The sequence below is a fragment of the Pseudogracilibacillus sp. SO10305 genome, assembly GCF_037072005.1.
Lineage (GTDB): Bacteria > Bacillota > Bacilli > Bacillales > Amphibacillaceae > Pseudogracilibacillus > Pseudogracilibacillus intestinigallinarum.
Genome location: NZ_JAXHDE010000015.1, coordinates 25622 through 39006, shown reverse-complemented (window position 1 = coordinate 39006; position 13385 = coordinate 25622). Strand labels below are relative to the sequence as shown.

Genomic DNA, 13385 nt, shown 5'->3' with positions numbered 1-13385 from the left:
CTAACATACTAGATAGGTAGAATATTGCACATTCTATACAGTCTACAAATATAAATATTTTATCTATCTTCAATCAAAACATGGACACATAAGCTGAGATTTCGTACAAAGCGTTCGATCAATGCACGTTTTACTTATCTCAGCTTAAATTTTAACCGTTTTCACACTTATTTAATATGGATATGCTGATAAACTTCTCTTTTTGAAATACGACGATCTTTTGCCACTCGTTTCATTGCTTCTTTATTTGATAACCCTTCTTTCGTTTCATAGGTTTGTACATGTGCTTCTATCGAAAGATTTTCCCACCAAATATTTTCGTCTTCCAACATTGCTTCTTTTGCACCTTCAATAAGGATACAACATTCGCCTTTTATTTCATTTGTATCTAACCACTTTATTACGTCTTTTACAGACCCACGAACAAATTGTTCATAAAGCTTCGTTAATTCCCTTGCTAACACAATATCGCGATTGCCGAGTACTTTCTCCATCATTTTCAGCGTATCTTTTATTCGATAAGGCGATTCATATAAAATAATAGTAGCTGGTAATTTTCCTATATAGGATAAAGCATCTTCTTTTTCTTGTTTTTTACGTGGCAAAAACCCATAAAAATAAAATGCATCTGTCGGCAATCCCGATGCAATTAATGCTGTTGTAGCAGCATTTGCCCCTGGAAGTGGAATGACGTGTATCTGTTTTTCTGTCACCGCACGAACTAATTCATAGCCTGGATCCGAAATAGCCGGCATTCCAGCATCACTTACTAATGCAATCGTTTCTTTCGCCTCAAGCCGTTGTAATAATTGTGGAACTCTTTCCATCCGATTATGTTCATGGTAACTAATCAGTTCCTTTTGAATATGAAAGTGATTTAATAATTTCTGTGTATGACGTGTATCCTCCGCTGCAATAACATCTACTTTTTTCAATGTTTCTAGTGCACGAAATGTGATATCTTCTAAATTTCCAATTGGTGTTGGTACTAAATATAAAATACCTTCCGCTTCTTTTTCAAAACTATTTTGTACGAACATTACGTTTTCTCCCCTTTTTCATATTGTTGGATCATTATTTCCTTCTCCTCGCGGCGCATTTTTTTTATTTCATATTCTCTTTTTAATGCGGCCGATTTAGAAGAACATTGCTCCACATAAACGACTTCAAAAGGGCCTCGACCTCTCGTATATTTTGCACCTTTTCCACTTTCATGCACTTTTAAACGTTTTTCAACATCTACTGCATAACCAGTATATAAAGTATCATCTTTACATTGTAATATGTAAACGAAATGATCATTTTCCATAGATAATCTTCCTAGCCTCTTCTGTATATGTTTCATCCTCTTCATAAATATATAATGGGGATAAAATGGTTAAACCAGGTTTTCCATCTCTAACCCCTTCTATTAACAAAGTGTTTGCAGGTTTTCCCATCTTTGGATAAACGAGCTGCATTCTTTTCGGTTCCATTTTATATTGCCTAAACAATGTAATTAAATCTGTTAAACGTTCCGGTCTGTGAACGATTGATATTTTCCCACCTGGTTTTACATACAGTTTACACGCTTTAATCACGTCTTCTAACGTACATAATACTTCATGTCGTGCAATCGTTAAGTGTTCATTTACGTTATGTTCTGTATCTTTCGGTGTCGCGAAATAAGGTGGATTACAAGTAACAACATCATAAAAGCTTTGCTTAATTGCTGCATGTCGCTCCTTTAAATCTCCTTCCACGATATGAATGCGATCCTCCATATTATTTAAAGCGACACTTCTACTTGCCATATGTGCTAAACGTGGTTGAATTTCCAACCCAGTAATCGTCCCTTTAGTACGTTTTGATAGTAATAGAGGGATAGCACCATTCCCTGTACATAAGTCTAAAATATCGCCACGATTAATCGGCATATATGCAAATTGTGCTAATAATACTGCATCTAAAGAATAAGAAAAAACGGTAGGACTTTGAATTATTTTCATTGTTTCATCAATCAATAAATAGTCTAATCGTTCATCTCCCATTAATGTTTCCATCCTGTCCCTCCTAACAAGTCTAAAAATTTCCTCATAAAAGTATTTTTTATCATAGTTATAAGTGCAACATTTCCTAACAAACCTTCCATCGCACTCTTTTACAATTATTCAAACGGCTTTATAGCTATATGTACGTTTATAATGTTTATGTACTATTATATTTCATTATTATATGTACTTCTAGCTATTATCCGCTTATATTATCATATAAAAAAACACTGCTTTCCGTATAGAGAGCAGTGTTTCGTGTACAATTAGCCAAATAATTCGAGGCAAAACAAACAATCTTCATCTGTTCTGGGACTACCGAATTGCATATGACAAATATGAAAACCTTCTTTATAAATTCGCGCTAAATTATCGAATCCCTCACCCGGTAACGTTGTGCCATCTCCAGATTCTGATGTATCTGCTTCTGGCTCCCCATTTTCTTTATTTAAATACTGTCGTAAATGGTTATTTTCGATTTCTAGACGGTGATTTTCTTCGATAATATCGCTTAAATCTTTTTTTAAGTTTCCTAACTGTTCATATAGTTCACCGATTTGTGTTTCCATATGTGAAACTTGATCAAAAATTTGCCTCTTATTCAATCCTACCCACCTCTTTTACTCCGTTACTGGTATTGAAATAAGTTCTTCACTAATTAATTCGTTTAATGTATAATCGATGATTGCCTCATTTTCAAATAGTTGAATTTGTACAATGTTTTCCAATAAGTTTAATCCTACGACCTTCCCAGCTCCTTCTGTCGTATGAATTTTTTCACCAACGTCCGGTAACTGCTTTTTCGCTGTTTCATAATGGTCATTTTCATATTTTAAACAACACATGAGACGACCACATAGGCCTGATATTTTGGCAGGATTTAAGGATAAACTTTGGTCTTTAGCCATTTTTATCGATACTGGATCAAAGTCTCCTAAAAATGTTGAACAACATAACATTCGACCACAAGGACCTATACCACCTAATAATTTCGCTTCATCTCTTACACCAATTTGACGTAATTCAATACGTGTTTTAAACTTCGCTGCTAAGTCTTTTACTAAATCACGAAAATCGATTCTACCCTCAGCAGTAAAGTAAAATATAATTTTGTTTCGATCAAACGTATATTCCACATCGACAATATTCATATCTAATTTATGTGTTTCTACTTTATGAATACATAAAGATAATGCTTCACTTGCTAATCGTTCGTTTTCCGCAACATTTTCCTTATCTTCTGTCGTTGCAATACGTAATACCTTTTTCAACGGTAATACGACGTCATCTTCTTCTACGTCTTTATTTACGAGAACAACCTCTCCAAACTCTATACCTCTTGCTGTCTCTACAATTACGTAGTCATCTATATCAACTTGAAAGTCATTCGGATCAAAATAGTAAATCTTTCCCGCCTTTTTAAAACGGACTCCGATTACTTCTATCATCATAACCCACCCCTAAAAACGTAATACGAGCTGCTCCATTACTAATGTTGGATGAACATTTTGATTTAATTTTTGCTTCGCTTCTAATATAGCTTGTAATATATGAAGTAATCTTTGCTCTGAAAATTGCTCGATTGCTCTATTTAACAATCCATCATTTGATTGGAAAAATAATAATTGCTCTACTCGTTGATTACGAAAATTCAATATATCTTTAAAAGCTAGTAGCATTAAATCTAAACCTAGTTCTTGGTCTTGTTTATCTTTTATTTTAGGCAAATATGTTTGGTGCATAAATAAATAACGATCTTCATAATTAGCAATTAATTGATAAATGAGCTGGTATACTACATCTTTTATTTCATACACTTTTTCTTCTTCATGTAATGTTCTAGCTTCACTTATATTATTCGTTAACGCACTAATAAGTCGCGATTGTGATTCATTAATCGCGATATCATTATCTGCCATTAATCTATTAATAAAAGCCTTCTGTTGTAACGGTTTTAACTCCAATATTTGACAACGAGACTGAATCGTTGGAATAATGCTTTGACCGTTATCTGTTAACAAAAGTGCTGTAGTTTCTACTTCTGGTTCTTCTAAAAACTTTAAAATACGATTGGACGCATTCACCGTCAATGCTTCTGCATTCGTAATAATATATACCTTCTTGGCACTTTCCATCCCGCGATATCCAAACTCATGTTGTAAAGCGCGTATTTGTTCGGTTTTAATTGATTTCCCTTCCGGCTCAATCCAATGAACATCTGGATGGTTTCCTGATAAAATACGTTTACACGTATGACAAGACTGACAAGGTTCCACATTGTTTACATTCGGGCAAAAAATTGTCATTGCAATCATCGTTGCAAACGTCTTTTTCCCCGTCCCTCTCGTCCCTTGAATTAAATAAGCATGAGACACACGATTTTTTAAAAAGCTATTCATCATAATTTTCCCTGCAAGTGGTTGTACCTCCCGCAATTGTTCCCATGATTTCATGCTAATTACTTCCTTTATTTTTAAGTATATAAATTAATTAAAAGCCCTTCAATTTCACCTATTAGTCCTAACAAGTCAACGTTTTTCTTTTCTTGGTCCATAACTTCTTCTGTTAATTGGACTAATTTCTCATCAATTTCATTCACCGTCGTTAACTTATGATTAAAACTATTTACATGGAAGCTTCTCGATTCATGCAAAGAAAGCCCGTCATAAACAGTTTTTTGTAAAAACTCTTTCACCATTCGTTTAAATTTCGCCAAATCTTTAAACGAACGAAAACGGGCTATTTTCTTTCCTTGTTCTGTAATATCGTCTATTAATTTCTTCAGTTCTTTTTCTTCTAAATGTTGTGTTTGTGTCTGAATGAATTGCTGGAAATCTTTTTTTCCTTCTTGTACTCTTTTTGGCGTAACTTGTTCCACTTTCGAACGTATTTCCTGACCAATTTTCATGTTATATCTCCTTTAAAAACGGTAAAAAGATTCAATTGGTAAAATAAACACCGTTGCTCCGCCTACTTCTACTTTTACAGGCTTCGGAATGTAAGAATCCGCATTACCACCCATCGGAGAAATAGGTGCTACCATTTGTTCGCGTTGTGAACAATTTTCTTTAATAATACGTAACGCATCATCAATATGTTCGTTTTGGCATCCGATCATTAAAGTCGTGTTACCTTCTTTTAAAAATCCACCTGTCGTTGCTAATTTAGTCGTTTGGAAGTTTTCTTCTGCTAACGCGTTAATTAGTCTATTCGAATCTTTATCTTGAACTACGGCAATAATTAATTTCATATTGAAGCCTCTCCTTTCAAATGAGTAATAATTTTTGTATATACTTCATCTGTCACTTCTTCGATTGTCTTCATCGCATCCACCGATTGAATACGGTCTGAAAATTGCTGTAACAACAATTGATAACCATCATATACCCTTTGATGAAAATCTATTTTTTCCAAGTCTAAACGATTTACTTCTCGTTCTTCGTTCGCATTGATCCTTTTTAACCCTTCTTCAGGTGTAATATCAAAAAAGATCGTTAATGCTGGCATATATGTGTCAATCGCAAATTCATTTATTTTATACACTTCGTCTATGCCAATACCACGCGCATACCCTTGATAAGCAAGGCTACTATCAATGAACCGGTCGCATAGAACAATTTTTCCAGCTTTAATCGCTGGCTTTACCTTCTGTACTAAATGTTGGCGTCGAGCCGCAGCAAACAATAATGCCTCGGTCCTTTCTTCCATCTCGTTTTGTGGAGAGTGTAATACTATCTCCCTTATTTTTTCAGATGTACTTATTCCGCCTGGCTCTCTCGTTACTAACACTTCATATCCGGCTTGCCTAAGTTTTTCCTCTACAAGCTTTATGACAGTTGTTTTTCCTGCCCCTTCGCCACCTTCAATAGTAATAAAGTTATGTTCCACAACCTTAGCTCCCTTTACATCCATCATCTTACACGTATTGGTTACAGACGATTATATTTCTATAGAAATACTTCCTTCCCTTCCCTCTATTGTATCATGATTTCTACATATATTTAAATAATCGAGGACGTTTTCCTGCTTTCTCAGTAAATATTTTTCTATGAAAAAATCTTACAAGACAAAAATGTGAACCGCAGCGATAGAAATAATGCCTAAAGGACCTAATATAGACGTAACCGCAACAGTAAATACGTTAATAGGAATATGTAACCCTAATTGACCACCAAATACATTAAAGAAAAATAACAGCAACAAACCAATCGTTAAGCGAACGGCTCCCTTTCCTAAAAACGACATGGCCCCCTTTGGTGCTCGTACAATAATATAAAATAAAGTAAAAATAAAAAGCCCTACAATTGTAACGGTAATCGTATTCATGATTCTCTCCCTCTTCCCTTTTTCATCAATATATGAAAGAGAGAGAAGAAATAGAACAAATACCCGCTAATACTGTAGGACACTCACTTTTCTTCTTTTCGCTTCTTTTAATAAAAACATATATTTTGCTTCCGCTAATTTTACATGTTGCTCTGTTTCCAACATCGGATCGATACTATTTTCTACGATGCGTCGTAAATGTTTCCATTCCCTTTCCGCATCAAAAATTGCATCTAATAACGCTTGATCGGCAATTTTTTTATACTTTTTTCTCCTCATGTAACATCACCTTGTCGTTTGGAATATATTATGTCATGTACATTGCATCGTTCGGTCGTAACGACTGAAGTAAAGAAAGGTTTACTCAGTCGTTTCCGCCTTATAAAATTTATTTTTGTATCGTTATAACTCGCGTCGACCTTCTAATGACTTTGCTAATGTTACTTCATCCGCATATTCTAAGTCTCCACCAACTGGCAAACCGTGTGCAATACGAGAAGCTTTAATTCCCGACGGTTTCACGAGACGCGAAATATACATTGCCGTTGCTTCCCCTTCAATATTCGGGTTTGTCGCTAAAATAATTTCTTCCACATTATTATCTTTTAATCGTTGGATTAAGCTAGGAACATTAATATCTTCCGGCCCAATGCCATCCATCGGTGAAATAGACCCGTGTAATACATGGTATCTTCCATTAAATTCACGCATTTTTTCCATTGCGATGACATCACGTGAATCTTCCACTACACAAATAATGCTGTCATCTCTGGAAGGATCCGTACATATAGCACATGTTTCTTTATCTGTTATATGGCCACAAATCGCACAATGAGATAATTCTCGCTTCGCACTTACTAAAGCTTTGGCAAAATCTACTACATCATCGTCATTCATGTCGATGACGAAAAAAGCCAGACGGACAGCTGTTTTCGGACCGATACCTGGCAATTTAGTGAAACTATCAATTAATTTCGATATTGGTTCTGGATAATACATTACGATGCCTCCTAAAGGCGATAAAATAAATTAAAACATTCCTGGCATGTTTAAGCCTTTTGTAAATTTACCCATCGTTTGTTCTGTTTCTGTTTCAATTTGTTTCATCACATCGTTAATTGCTGCTAAAACTAAGTCTTCTAACATTTCTACGTCGTCCGGGTCTACTGCTTCTTCATTTATGCTAATTCCAGTAACATTTCTGCTTCCATCAGCTGTTACGGTTACCATTCCACCACCAACAGATGCAGTAAATTCCTTCGCTAATAATTCCTCTTGTGCCTTTAACATTTGTTTTTGCATCTTCTGCATTTGTTTCATCATATTTCCCATATTACCTTTCATGGATAACTCCTCCTAAAAATATAAAATTTATTCTTGTATTTCCACTACGTCTTCCCCAAAGAGCTGTTGTGCTTGCTCTATATGAGGTTCAACTTCTTGTTCTTCCTGCTCTTCCTTTGAATCAGAATCTGTATGATTAGCTCCCTTATTTTGAATATAATCTTCACGTACTTGTAACCAATTTTCCTCTGGTATTGGGATGATACGTACATGATTAGAAAGTACATTCGCTAAAATAGATTCCGCCAACCCTTTATGATCCATAAATAAAGAACAATGAATTTCATATTTAAATGCAACAATAATCGCATCTGTTGATGCTGCAGCAGGGTTTGTATTCTGTATCGTCGCATGTGCTTGTGGGTTTGCCGCTTTTAATTGATCTAAGAAATTCGCCCATTCATTACGAATTTTCACGATATCTGCTTTACTAGCATTATCTAATACAGAACGAATTTGCTCATGTGGTACTTTAAATGTGCTTTGTTGTTTTGCCATCGGTTTTCGTTGTTCTTTTGGTGGCGCCTGTTGCACGCCTTCATTTTTCATATTTGCCAACTGTTCTTCTAACGCATGTAATCGTTCTGTTAGCTGTTTTATTTCATGTGATGGCACTGCTTGCCGAAGTACTTCTGGCTCGTTTTTTTGCTCATTTGCAATCATTAATAATGTTACTTCTACAAACACTTTCGGACTTGTCGTCCATTTAATTTGTTGTTCACATTCTGTTAACTGTACGATGGCATGTTGAATCCACCCTACATCCACTTTATCTGTTAACTGCTGAAATGACTCTGTCACAATCGCTCGCTCTAAATGATCTTGTAGCTTAGGTGTCGCTTTATAAAACAAGACGTCACGCAAGAAATAAATAAAGTCAAATACGAAACGACCTGGATCTTTTCCATTCTCAACCATCTCATCAAATAAGCGTAATGTTTCTTCCGAATTTCTTTCATACATCGTATGTGCAATATTCGTTAATACATCTTGTGATACGCCACCTGTTACAGTTAAAACATCTTTTATTTCAATTTGCTCATCGCTATATGAAATGGCCTGATCTAATAAGCTTAATGCATCACGCATTCCACCTTCAGCAGCTAGTGCAATTTGCTCTAACGCTTCATCTGTAATGTTTACAGCTTCTTTTTCCATAATAGTTCTCATACGTTCTATGATTACTCTATTATGTATTGGTTTAAAGTCAAAGCGTTGGCATCTTGAGATAATTGTCAGTGGAATTTTATGCGGTTCTGTCGTCGCTAAAATGAATACGACATGTGCAGGTGGTTCTTCTAACGTTTTTAAAAGGGCATTAAATGCGTTAACCGAAATCATATGCACTTCATCAATAATATATACTTTATATGGTACGACACTAGAAGCATATTTTACTTTCTCTCGAATATCACGAATATCATCGACACTTGTATTAGATGCAGCATCAATTTCGATGACATCTTGAATCGAGCCATCTAAAATCCCTTTACAACTAGCACATTCATTACAAGGTTCTGTTGCAGGCATTTTCTCACAGTTAATCGTTTGTGCAAAAATCTTCGCTGCACTCGTTTTTCCCGTTCCACGAGGGCCTGAAAACAAATAAGCATGTGAAAACTTACCAGTTGAAATAGCATTTTGCAATGTTTGTGTAATATGCGATTGTCCAACAACATCTTCAAATGTTCTCGGTCGGTACGTACGGTACAATGCTTGATAACTCATTTGGCGTTAAATCCCTTCGTTAGATTTCTTATCTATTATATCGCATATCGTCTATGTTTTGAACTGTTTAGAAAGGTTTTCTTATTTTGGATTAGAATGGTGTACATTTCTTCCTTTTCAAGTAAAAATAAAAAAGAAACTTCTATCATTCACCTTTTATAGAAGTCTCTTTCCTATTATTGTTTCTTTTAATCATGCCGCTTTACACTTAACTTTTATATGTTATTCGGCGTCAATTTCTTCTTCGATTCGTTTAATAAATTCATCTTTTGCACTATAACCTTGTTGTTTTAAGTACCAATTATTGACGGCCGCTTCAATAAGTCCAACGACATCACGTCCGGGTTTCAACTGGATTTCAATCGAAGGAATTTTTACATCCATATACTCTGTAAATTTCGTTTCTACTTCTAAATCATTATACAATTCGTCTTCTTTCCACTTCGTCAATTCGATATCTAATGCAATTCTCGACTCATCTTGAAATGCACTTCGTCCATACATGCGCACAACATTTAACAATCCAATACTACGTAAAGATAGTAGTTCCTTATTCGTTCCGTTATGTGTGCCAAGTAATGTACGTGGACTTAATTTTTTTAAGACGACGATATCATCTGCGACTAAGCGATGCCCTCTACCAACTAATGAATGGGCCGTTTCACTCTTTCCTACACCTGAAGCCCCTCGAACTAACACTCCAATGCCAAATACATTTACACATACCCCATGAATAGCAATTTCCGGTGCCAATTCTTTAATTAAGAAATTATCAATTTTTCGAATGAATTCATAGTTTGTATCTTCTGTAACGAGCAGCGGAATATGGTGTCGTTTACAATATTTCGGTAAATACTCCAAATCATCTCTTCCGTCCGTTACGATAATGCTAGGTGGTCCATATTTTACTAATGTTGCCACTTGTTCATCGCGCTCTTCTTCCGGCAATGATTTTAAATAATGAATTTCATTTTCTCCAAGTACAAATACATGCCCTTTCGGAAAATAATCCATAAACTTAGTAAATTCAAGTCCAGGTCTTCTTGCATTTGCCCTCGTCACTTCTCTATCTAAATAGTCGGCCTCCGTTAATACTTTTAACTTAAAAACACGCACAAGCCTTTCGACACTAATTGTTTTATCCATCTATTATCACCCTATTGTCTCTCTTCATCCTAATCGTATCCTTTTCTTATCATACAACTTTTATACATCATTTTACATTAATTGTATTCGTTTTCAAAAACTCGTCACAATTATATGCAAAATTTTTCTTTCTATGCCTATTCTTCCCTTTTTCATCAATTAAAAATCCATATAATTCGTAAAAAATACACACATCAATTCCTCCCTTTTTTAGGATACCTTTTGTATAATGATGTTATGTTATAAAGTACGTTGAAATGAGGAAAAAACATGAATATATCAATAATTTCAGTAGGAAAAGTACGTGAAAAGTATTTAAAATTAGGGATAGAAGAATTTACAAAAAGGTTACAATCTTATTGTAAATTAACATTTCATGAAATTGCTGATGAACAAGCCCCTGAACATTTAAGTGAAAAACAACTTTTAGAGGTAAAACATAAAGAAGGTACGAAAATTTTATCCAAAATAAAAGATGGCCAGTATGTGATTGCATTAGATGTTTTAGGCAAGCAATTTTCTTCTGAGCAACTTGCAAAAGAAATAGAAACATTAGGCATCCACGGAAAAAGTTCGATCGTGTTCGTGATTGGCGGTTCAAACGGTTTAAGTGACGATGTCCTAAAACGAGCGAATATGAAACTTTCCTTTTCAAAAATGACCTTCCCACATCAATTGATGAAACTTATTTTATTAGAGCAAGTGTATAGAGGATTTAAGATTATGAGGGGGGAACCGTATCATAAATGATGATAAAAATTTGCAGTCTGGATAGTTCGGTTCACATTATATATTTAGATGAATTTTATTTTAAATGTTATCCTGTTTCATTGTAAAGAAAGGCTTTATTCTTAGAGATATTGATGTATAATGATTTCGATTTAAACACCTTATATGCAAGGTGTTTAAATCGAAAAAATTAAGTTAAATCCCAAAAAGTTTATTGTTTTTTGATAATCTTAATACCTTATCTTCTTCACTTATAAAGGAATAATCTTTTATTTTTTCATTGAGAATGGCAAAAACAAATTGGCTTCCATTCTCATTTATAAATTTCACTATTTTATTTAAATTATGTTCATCTACTGTTTCCAAAACATCGTGAATAAAAAATTTAGGATAATCTAGCTCAAGTTCTTGTATAAAAGATACATAGGCGATATCCAACAATAGAGTAATTGTCTTACGATAACCAGTACCTAGCCCCTCATCTACATTAGACAATTTTAACGGGAATGTATCTTGTTTTGTTAAATATAAACGTTGCCCAAATACCTCATTACTGAAAGTGGTTAGATACTCATTAAATCTAGATAGGTTATTAGATGAATCATCCTTCTTACTCATTCCATCATATTCTTCATTTTTTTTGTCTAATTGCTTATTTAAATCATTGTATATTTCTTGCACCTTAGACATTACACCTAATTGTTGGCTTTGTTCTATCAACTCTTTATGTACACTTTCAAATTCCTTAAAGTTAGATTCATCAATTATACTTATTAAATTTTTATTATTCTTAATAATCGATGCCCTAATTCTAAACATTTCCTCCAAATCTGAATTTAGTATTCTTATTCGCTTATAATAGTAATTTATTTTATTTTGCCTTATGCTATTATTAAACTTAATAAGATCATCAAACTCCTTAGTAACTTCACCTAAAGAGCGTTGTATATCTTTATAAAAATCTAATAGAATTGATTCATCAAAATCTCCGTGTCTTTCTTCTTCATTTGATAATATTCTTTCTATTTTTGTTTTCTTAAATAACAATGATTCAATTGAATCGTTAATTGTGTTAATCTCTGCTTTTACGTTTGTAATTACATCAATATTCTGTTCATACTCCTCTGCATTAATCAATGTCTTAAATTTTACTTCAAGCTCACGAACAGATTTCTGGACTATTCTTATCCTTTCACTAAGGTCATCGATATTAGAAAAATTATGAAGCTTTATCAGCTGGTCAATATCTTTTTTAATCTGCTCAATTTCATTATAAAGTTCTAATTTTCTTTCACTGTCCTCAAGAGAGGTAAGTTTAAATAAAAATTCGTAAATATTTTTATATTCAGCATTTGTAGTGTTTTGATGCAAATACTTTAAAAATGTATTGGTATCCTCTTTTTGCTTAATCCTAATAAACTTTCCAATCAACTGTCTAAAACTTGGTGGCTTTTCGATATTAAATATAATTTCATTTAACTTTTCAACATAATTATCATATGAATATGGCTCATTATTTATATATCTTCTACCATTATTAAAAAGTTCAACTCTTAGGGAGTAAACTGTTCTCTCATTTCTAATTTCAAGTTCTGCATTGATTTTGCTATCATGAATATAATTTTTTAAAGTTGTAGTTTCACTACCTGTATCATTATCAGTCCAAATATATTTCTTATCTCTTGCACCTAAACAAATGTCTATTAACTTCAAAAAAGTAGTTTTACCAACATTATTACCCTGACTTGTATCCGAGCTCGGAGAATCATCTACAACAATATTCAACCCCGGTTTAAATTGTATATTTCTTATTTCTTTTTTTTCACCAATACTCTCAAATATTTTCATTCTTTTTAGGTACATAAACTAAGTCACCCCCATCAATTTTTACTTTGTTAATAAGATATAAAAAACTTAAGGCAAGATTAAATTTAAAGTAAGGTTGTTTTTGATTAATTTCTTCATATAATTCATCAATAAGGGCTATCTTTATTTTGCCAATTTCTTTTAATTTAAGAAGAATTCGTGCAGATAAATACAAAATTGTATCTTCCGGTTTTGAATCTTTATCTATTAACATAT

The 13385-nt window shown here is 33.7% G+C and carries 18 protein-coding genes; 1 reads left to right on the top strand and 17 read right to left on the bottom strand.

Annotation, left to right across the window (positions count from 1 at the left end):
- Positions 1–167: 167 nt before the first annotated feature.
- The 15 genes from rsmI to hprK all read right to left on the bottom strand — a co-directional run bounded on the left by rsmI (position 168) and on the right by hprK (position 10574).
- Positions 168–1040 (bottom strand): 16S rRNA (cytidine(1402)-2'-O)-methyltransferase, encoded by an 873-nt coding sequence (gene rsmI / locus SPD45_RS11640; protein WP_336267941.1) that lies wholly within the window; start codon positions 1038–1040, stop codon positions 168–170.
- Positions 1040–1309, bottom strand: coding sequence for a GIY-YIG nuclease family protein (locus SPD45_RS11635; RefSeq protein WP_336267940.1), 270 nt, complete (start codon positions 1307–1309; stop codon positions 1040–1042). Before SPD45_RS11635 ends, rsmI begins: the two co-directional genes overlap by 1 nt.
- Complete coding sequence (locus SPD45_RS11630) at positions 1299–2042, bottom strand: tRNA1(Val) (adenine(37)-N6)-methyltransferase (protein WP_336267939.1); 744 nt, start codon at positions 2040–2042, stop codon at positions 1299–1301. The genes SPD45_RS11635 and SPD45_RS11630 overlap by 11 nt, the downstream gene beginning before the upstream one ends.
- Positions 2043–2296: 254 nt before the next feature.
- On the bottom strand, positions 2297–2635 hold the full coding sequence (yabA, locus tag SPD45_RS11625) for a DNA replication initiation control protein YabA (RefSeq protein ID WP_336267938.1): 339 nt from the start codon (positions 2633–2635) through the stop codon (positions 2297–2299).
- 15 nt (positions 2636–2650) lie between these two features.
- Positions 2651–3478 (bottom strand): PSP1 domain-containing protein, encoded by an 828-nt coding sequence (locus SPD45_RS11620; protein WP_336267937.1) that lies wholly within the window; start codon positions 3476–3478, stop codon positions 2651–2653.
- A gap of 12 nt (positions 3479–3490) precedes the next feature.
- The gene (gene holB / locus SPD45_RS11615; RefSeq protein ID WP_336267936.1) at positions 3491–4483 is read right to left on the bottom strand and encodes a DNA polymerase III subunit delta'; all 993 of its coding nucleotides are present in this window, start codon (positions 4481–4483) and stop codon (positions 3491–3493) included.
- A 20-nt stretch (positions 4484–4503) separates the two neighbouring features.
- Positions 4504–4938: a YaaR family protein gene (locus SPD45_RS11610; RefSeq protein WP_336267935.1), complete on the bottom strand. Its 435-nt coding sequence runs from the start codon at positions 4936–4938 to the stop codon at positions 4504–4506.
- A 12-nt stretch (positions 4939–4950) separates the two neighbouring features.
- A complete protein-coding gene (locus tag SPD45_RS11605) occupies positions 4951–5280 on the bottom strand; it encodes a cyclic-di-AMP receptor (RefSeq protein WP_336267934.1) in 330 nt (109 codons plus the stop codon).
- Positions 5277–5918: a dTMP kinase gene (gene tmk / locus SPD45_RS11600; RefSeq protein WP_336267933.1), complete on the bottom strand. Its 642-nt coding sequence runs from the start codon at positions 5916–5918 to the stop codon at positions 5277–5279. Before tmk ends, SPD45_RS11605 begins: the two co-directional genes overlap by 4 nt.
- A gap of 171 nt (positions 5919–6089) precedes the next feature.
- A complete protein-coding gene (locus SPD45_RS11595; RefSeq protein WP_336267932.1) occupies positions 6090–6356 on the bottom strand; it encodes a pro-sigmaK processing inhibitor BofA family protein in 267 nt (88 codons plus the stop codon).
- Between the two features lie 66 nt (positions 6357–6422).
- The gene (locus SPD45_RS11590; protein ID WP_336267931.1) at positions 6423–6635 is read right to left on the bottom strand and encodes a YaaL family protein; all 213 of its coding nucleotides are present in this window, start codon (positions 6633–6635) and stop codon (positions 6423–6425) included.
- Between the two features lie 123 nt (positions 6636–6758).
- On the bottom strand, positions 6759–7355 hold the full coding sequence (recR, locus tag SPD45_RS11585) for a recombination mediator RecR (RefSeq protein WP_336267930.1): 597 nt from the start codon (positions 7353–7355) through the stop codon (positions 6759–6761).
- 30 nt (positions 7356–7385) lie between these two features.
- Entirely contained in the window at positions 7386–7700 is a 315-nt protein-coding gene (locus SPD45_RS11580) for a YbaB/EbfC family nucleoid-associated protein (protein ID WP_336267929.1), read from the bottom strand.
- 27 nt (positions 7701–7727) lie between these two features.
- The gene (gene dnaX / locus SPD45_RS11575) at positions 7728–9428 is read right to left on the bottom strand and encodes a DNA polymerase III subunit gamma/tau (RefSeq protein ID WP_336267928.1); all 1701 of its coding nucleotides are present in this window, start codon (positions 9426–9428) and stop codon (positions 7728–7730) included.
- A 222-nt stretch (positions 9429–9650) separates the two neighbouring features.
- Complete coding sequence (gene hprK / locus SPD45_RS11570) at positions 9651–10574, bottom strand: HPr(Ser) kinase/phosphatase (protein ID WP_336267927.1); 924 nt, start codon at positions 10572–10574, stop codon at positions 9651–9653.
- A gap of 270 nt (positions 10575–10844) precedes the next feature.
- Between hprK and rlmH the strand changes: the two genes are divergently transcribed.
- Entirely contained in the window at positions 10845–11324 is a 480-nt protein-coding gene (gene rlmH / locus SPD45_RS11565) for a 23S rRNA (pseudouridine(1915)-N(3))-methyltransferase RlmH (protein ID WP_336267926.1), read from the top strand.
- A 174-nt stretch (positions 11325–11498) separates the two neighbouring features.
- Here rlmH and SPD45_RS11560 read toward each other — a convergent pair whose 3' ends face one another.
- On the bottom strand, positions 11499–13166 hold the full coding sequence (locus tag SPD45_RS11560) for a hypothetical protein (RefSeq protein ID WP_336267925.1): 1668 nt from the start codon (positions 13164–13166) through the stop codon (positions 11499–11501).
- On the bottom strand, positions 13138–13383 hold the full coding sequence (locus tag SPD45_RS11555; RefSeq protein WP_336267924.1) for an ABC-three component system middle component 6: 246 nt from the start codon (positions 13381–13383) through the stop codon (positions 13138–13140). The genes SPD45_RS11560 and SPD45_RS11555 overlap by 29 nt, the downstream gene beginning before the upstream one ends.
- Positions 13384–13385 lie beyond the last annotated feature (2 nt).

Excerpts from the sequence above, each read along its gene's own strand:
- rsmI (WP_336267941.1), bottom strand. The coding sequence starts at position 1,040 with ATGTTCGTACAAAATAGTTTTGAAAAAGAAGCGGAAGGTATTTTATAT.
- SPD45_RS11635 (WP_336267940.1), bottom strand. The coding sequence starts at position 1,309 with ATGGAAAATGATCATTTCGTTTACATATTACAATGTAAAGATGATACT.
- SPD45_RS11630 (WP_336267939.1), bottom strand. The coding sequence starts at position 2,042 with ATGGAAACATTAATGGGAGATGAACGATTAGACTATTTATTGATTGAT.
- SPD45_RS11620 (WP_336267937.1), bottom strand. The coding sequence starts at position 3,478 with ATGATAGAAGTAATCGGAGTCCGTTTTAAAAAGGCGGGAAAGATTTAC.
- holB (WP_336267936.1), bottom strand. The coding sequence starts at position 4,483 with ATGAAATCATGGGAACAATTGCGGGAGGTACAACCACTTGCAGGGAAA.
- SPD45_RS11610 (WP_336267935.1), bottom strand. The coding sequence starts at position 4,938 with ATGAAAATTGGTCAGGAAATACGTTCGAAAGTGGAACAAGTTACGCCA.
- SPD45_RS11605 (WP_336267934.1), bottom strand. The coding sequence starts at position 5,280 with ATGAAATTAATTATTGCCGTAGTTCAAGATAAAGATTCGAATAGACTA.
- SPD45_RS11595 (WP_336267932.1), bottom strand. The coding sequence starts at position 6,356 with ATGAATACGATTACCGTTACAATTGTAGGGCTTTTTATTTTTACTTTA.
- SPD45_RS11590 (WP_336267931.1), bottom strand. The coding sequence starts at position 6,635 with ATGAGGAGAAAAAAGTATAAAAAAATTGCCGATCAAGCGTTATTAGAT.
- recR (WP_336267930.1), bottom strand. The coding sequence starts at position 7,355 with ATGTATTATCCAGAACCAATATCGAAATTAATTGATAGTTTCACTAAA.
- SPD45_RS11580 (WP_336267929.1), bottom strand. The coding sequence starts at position 7,700 with ATGAAAGGTAATATGGGAAATATGATGAAACAAATGCAGAAGATGCAA.
- dnaX (WP_336267928.1), bottom strand. The coding sequence starts at position 9,428 with ATGAGTTATCAAGCATTGTACCGTACGTACCGACCGAGAACATTTGAA.
- hprK (WP_336267927.1), bottom strand. The coding sequence starts at position 10,574 with ATGGATAAAACAATTAGTGTCGAAAGGCTTGTGCGTGTTTTTAAGTTA.
- rlmH (WP_336267926.1), top strand. The coding sequence starts at position 10,845 with ATGAATATATCAATAATTTCAGTAGGAAAAGTACGTGAAAAGTATTTA.
- SPD45_RS11560 (WP_336267925.1), bottom strand. The coding sequence starts at position 13,166 with ATGTACCTAAAAAGAATGAAAATATTTGAGAGTATTGGTGAAAAAAAA.
- SPD45_RS11555 (WP_336267924.1), bottom strand. The coding sequence starts at position 13,383 with ATGTTAATAGATAAAGATTCAAAACCGGAAGATACAATTTTGTATTTA.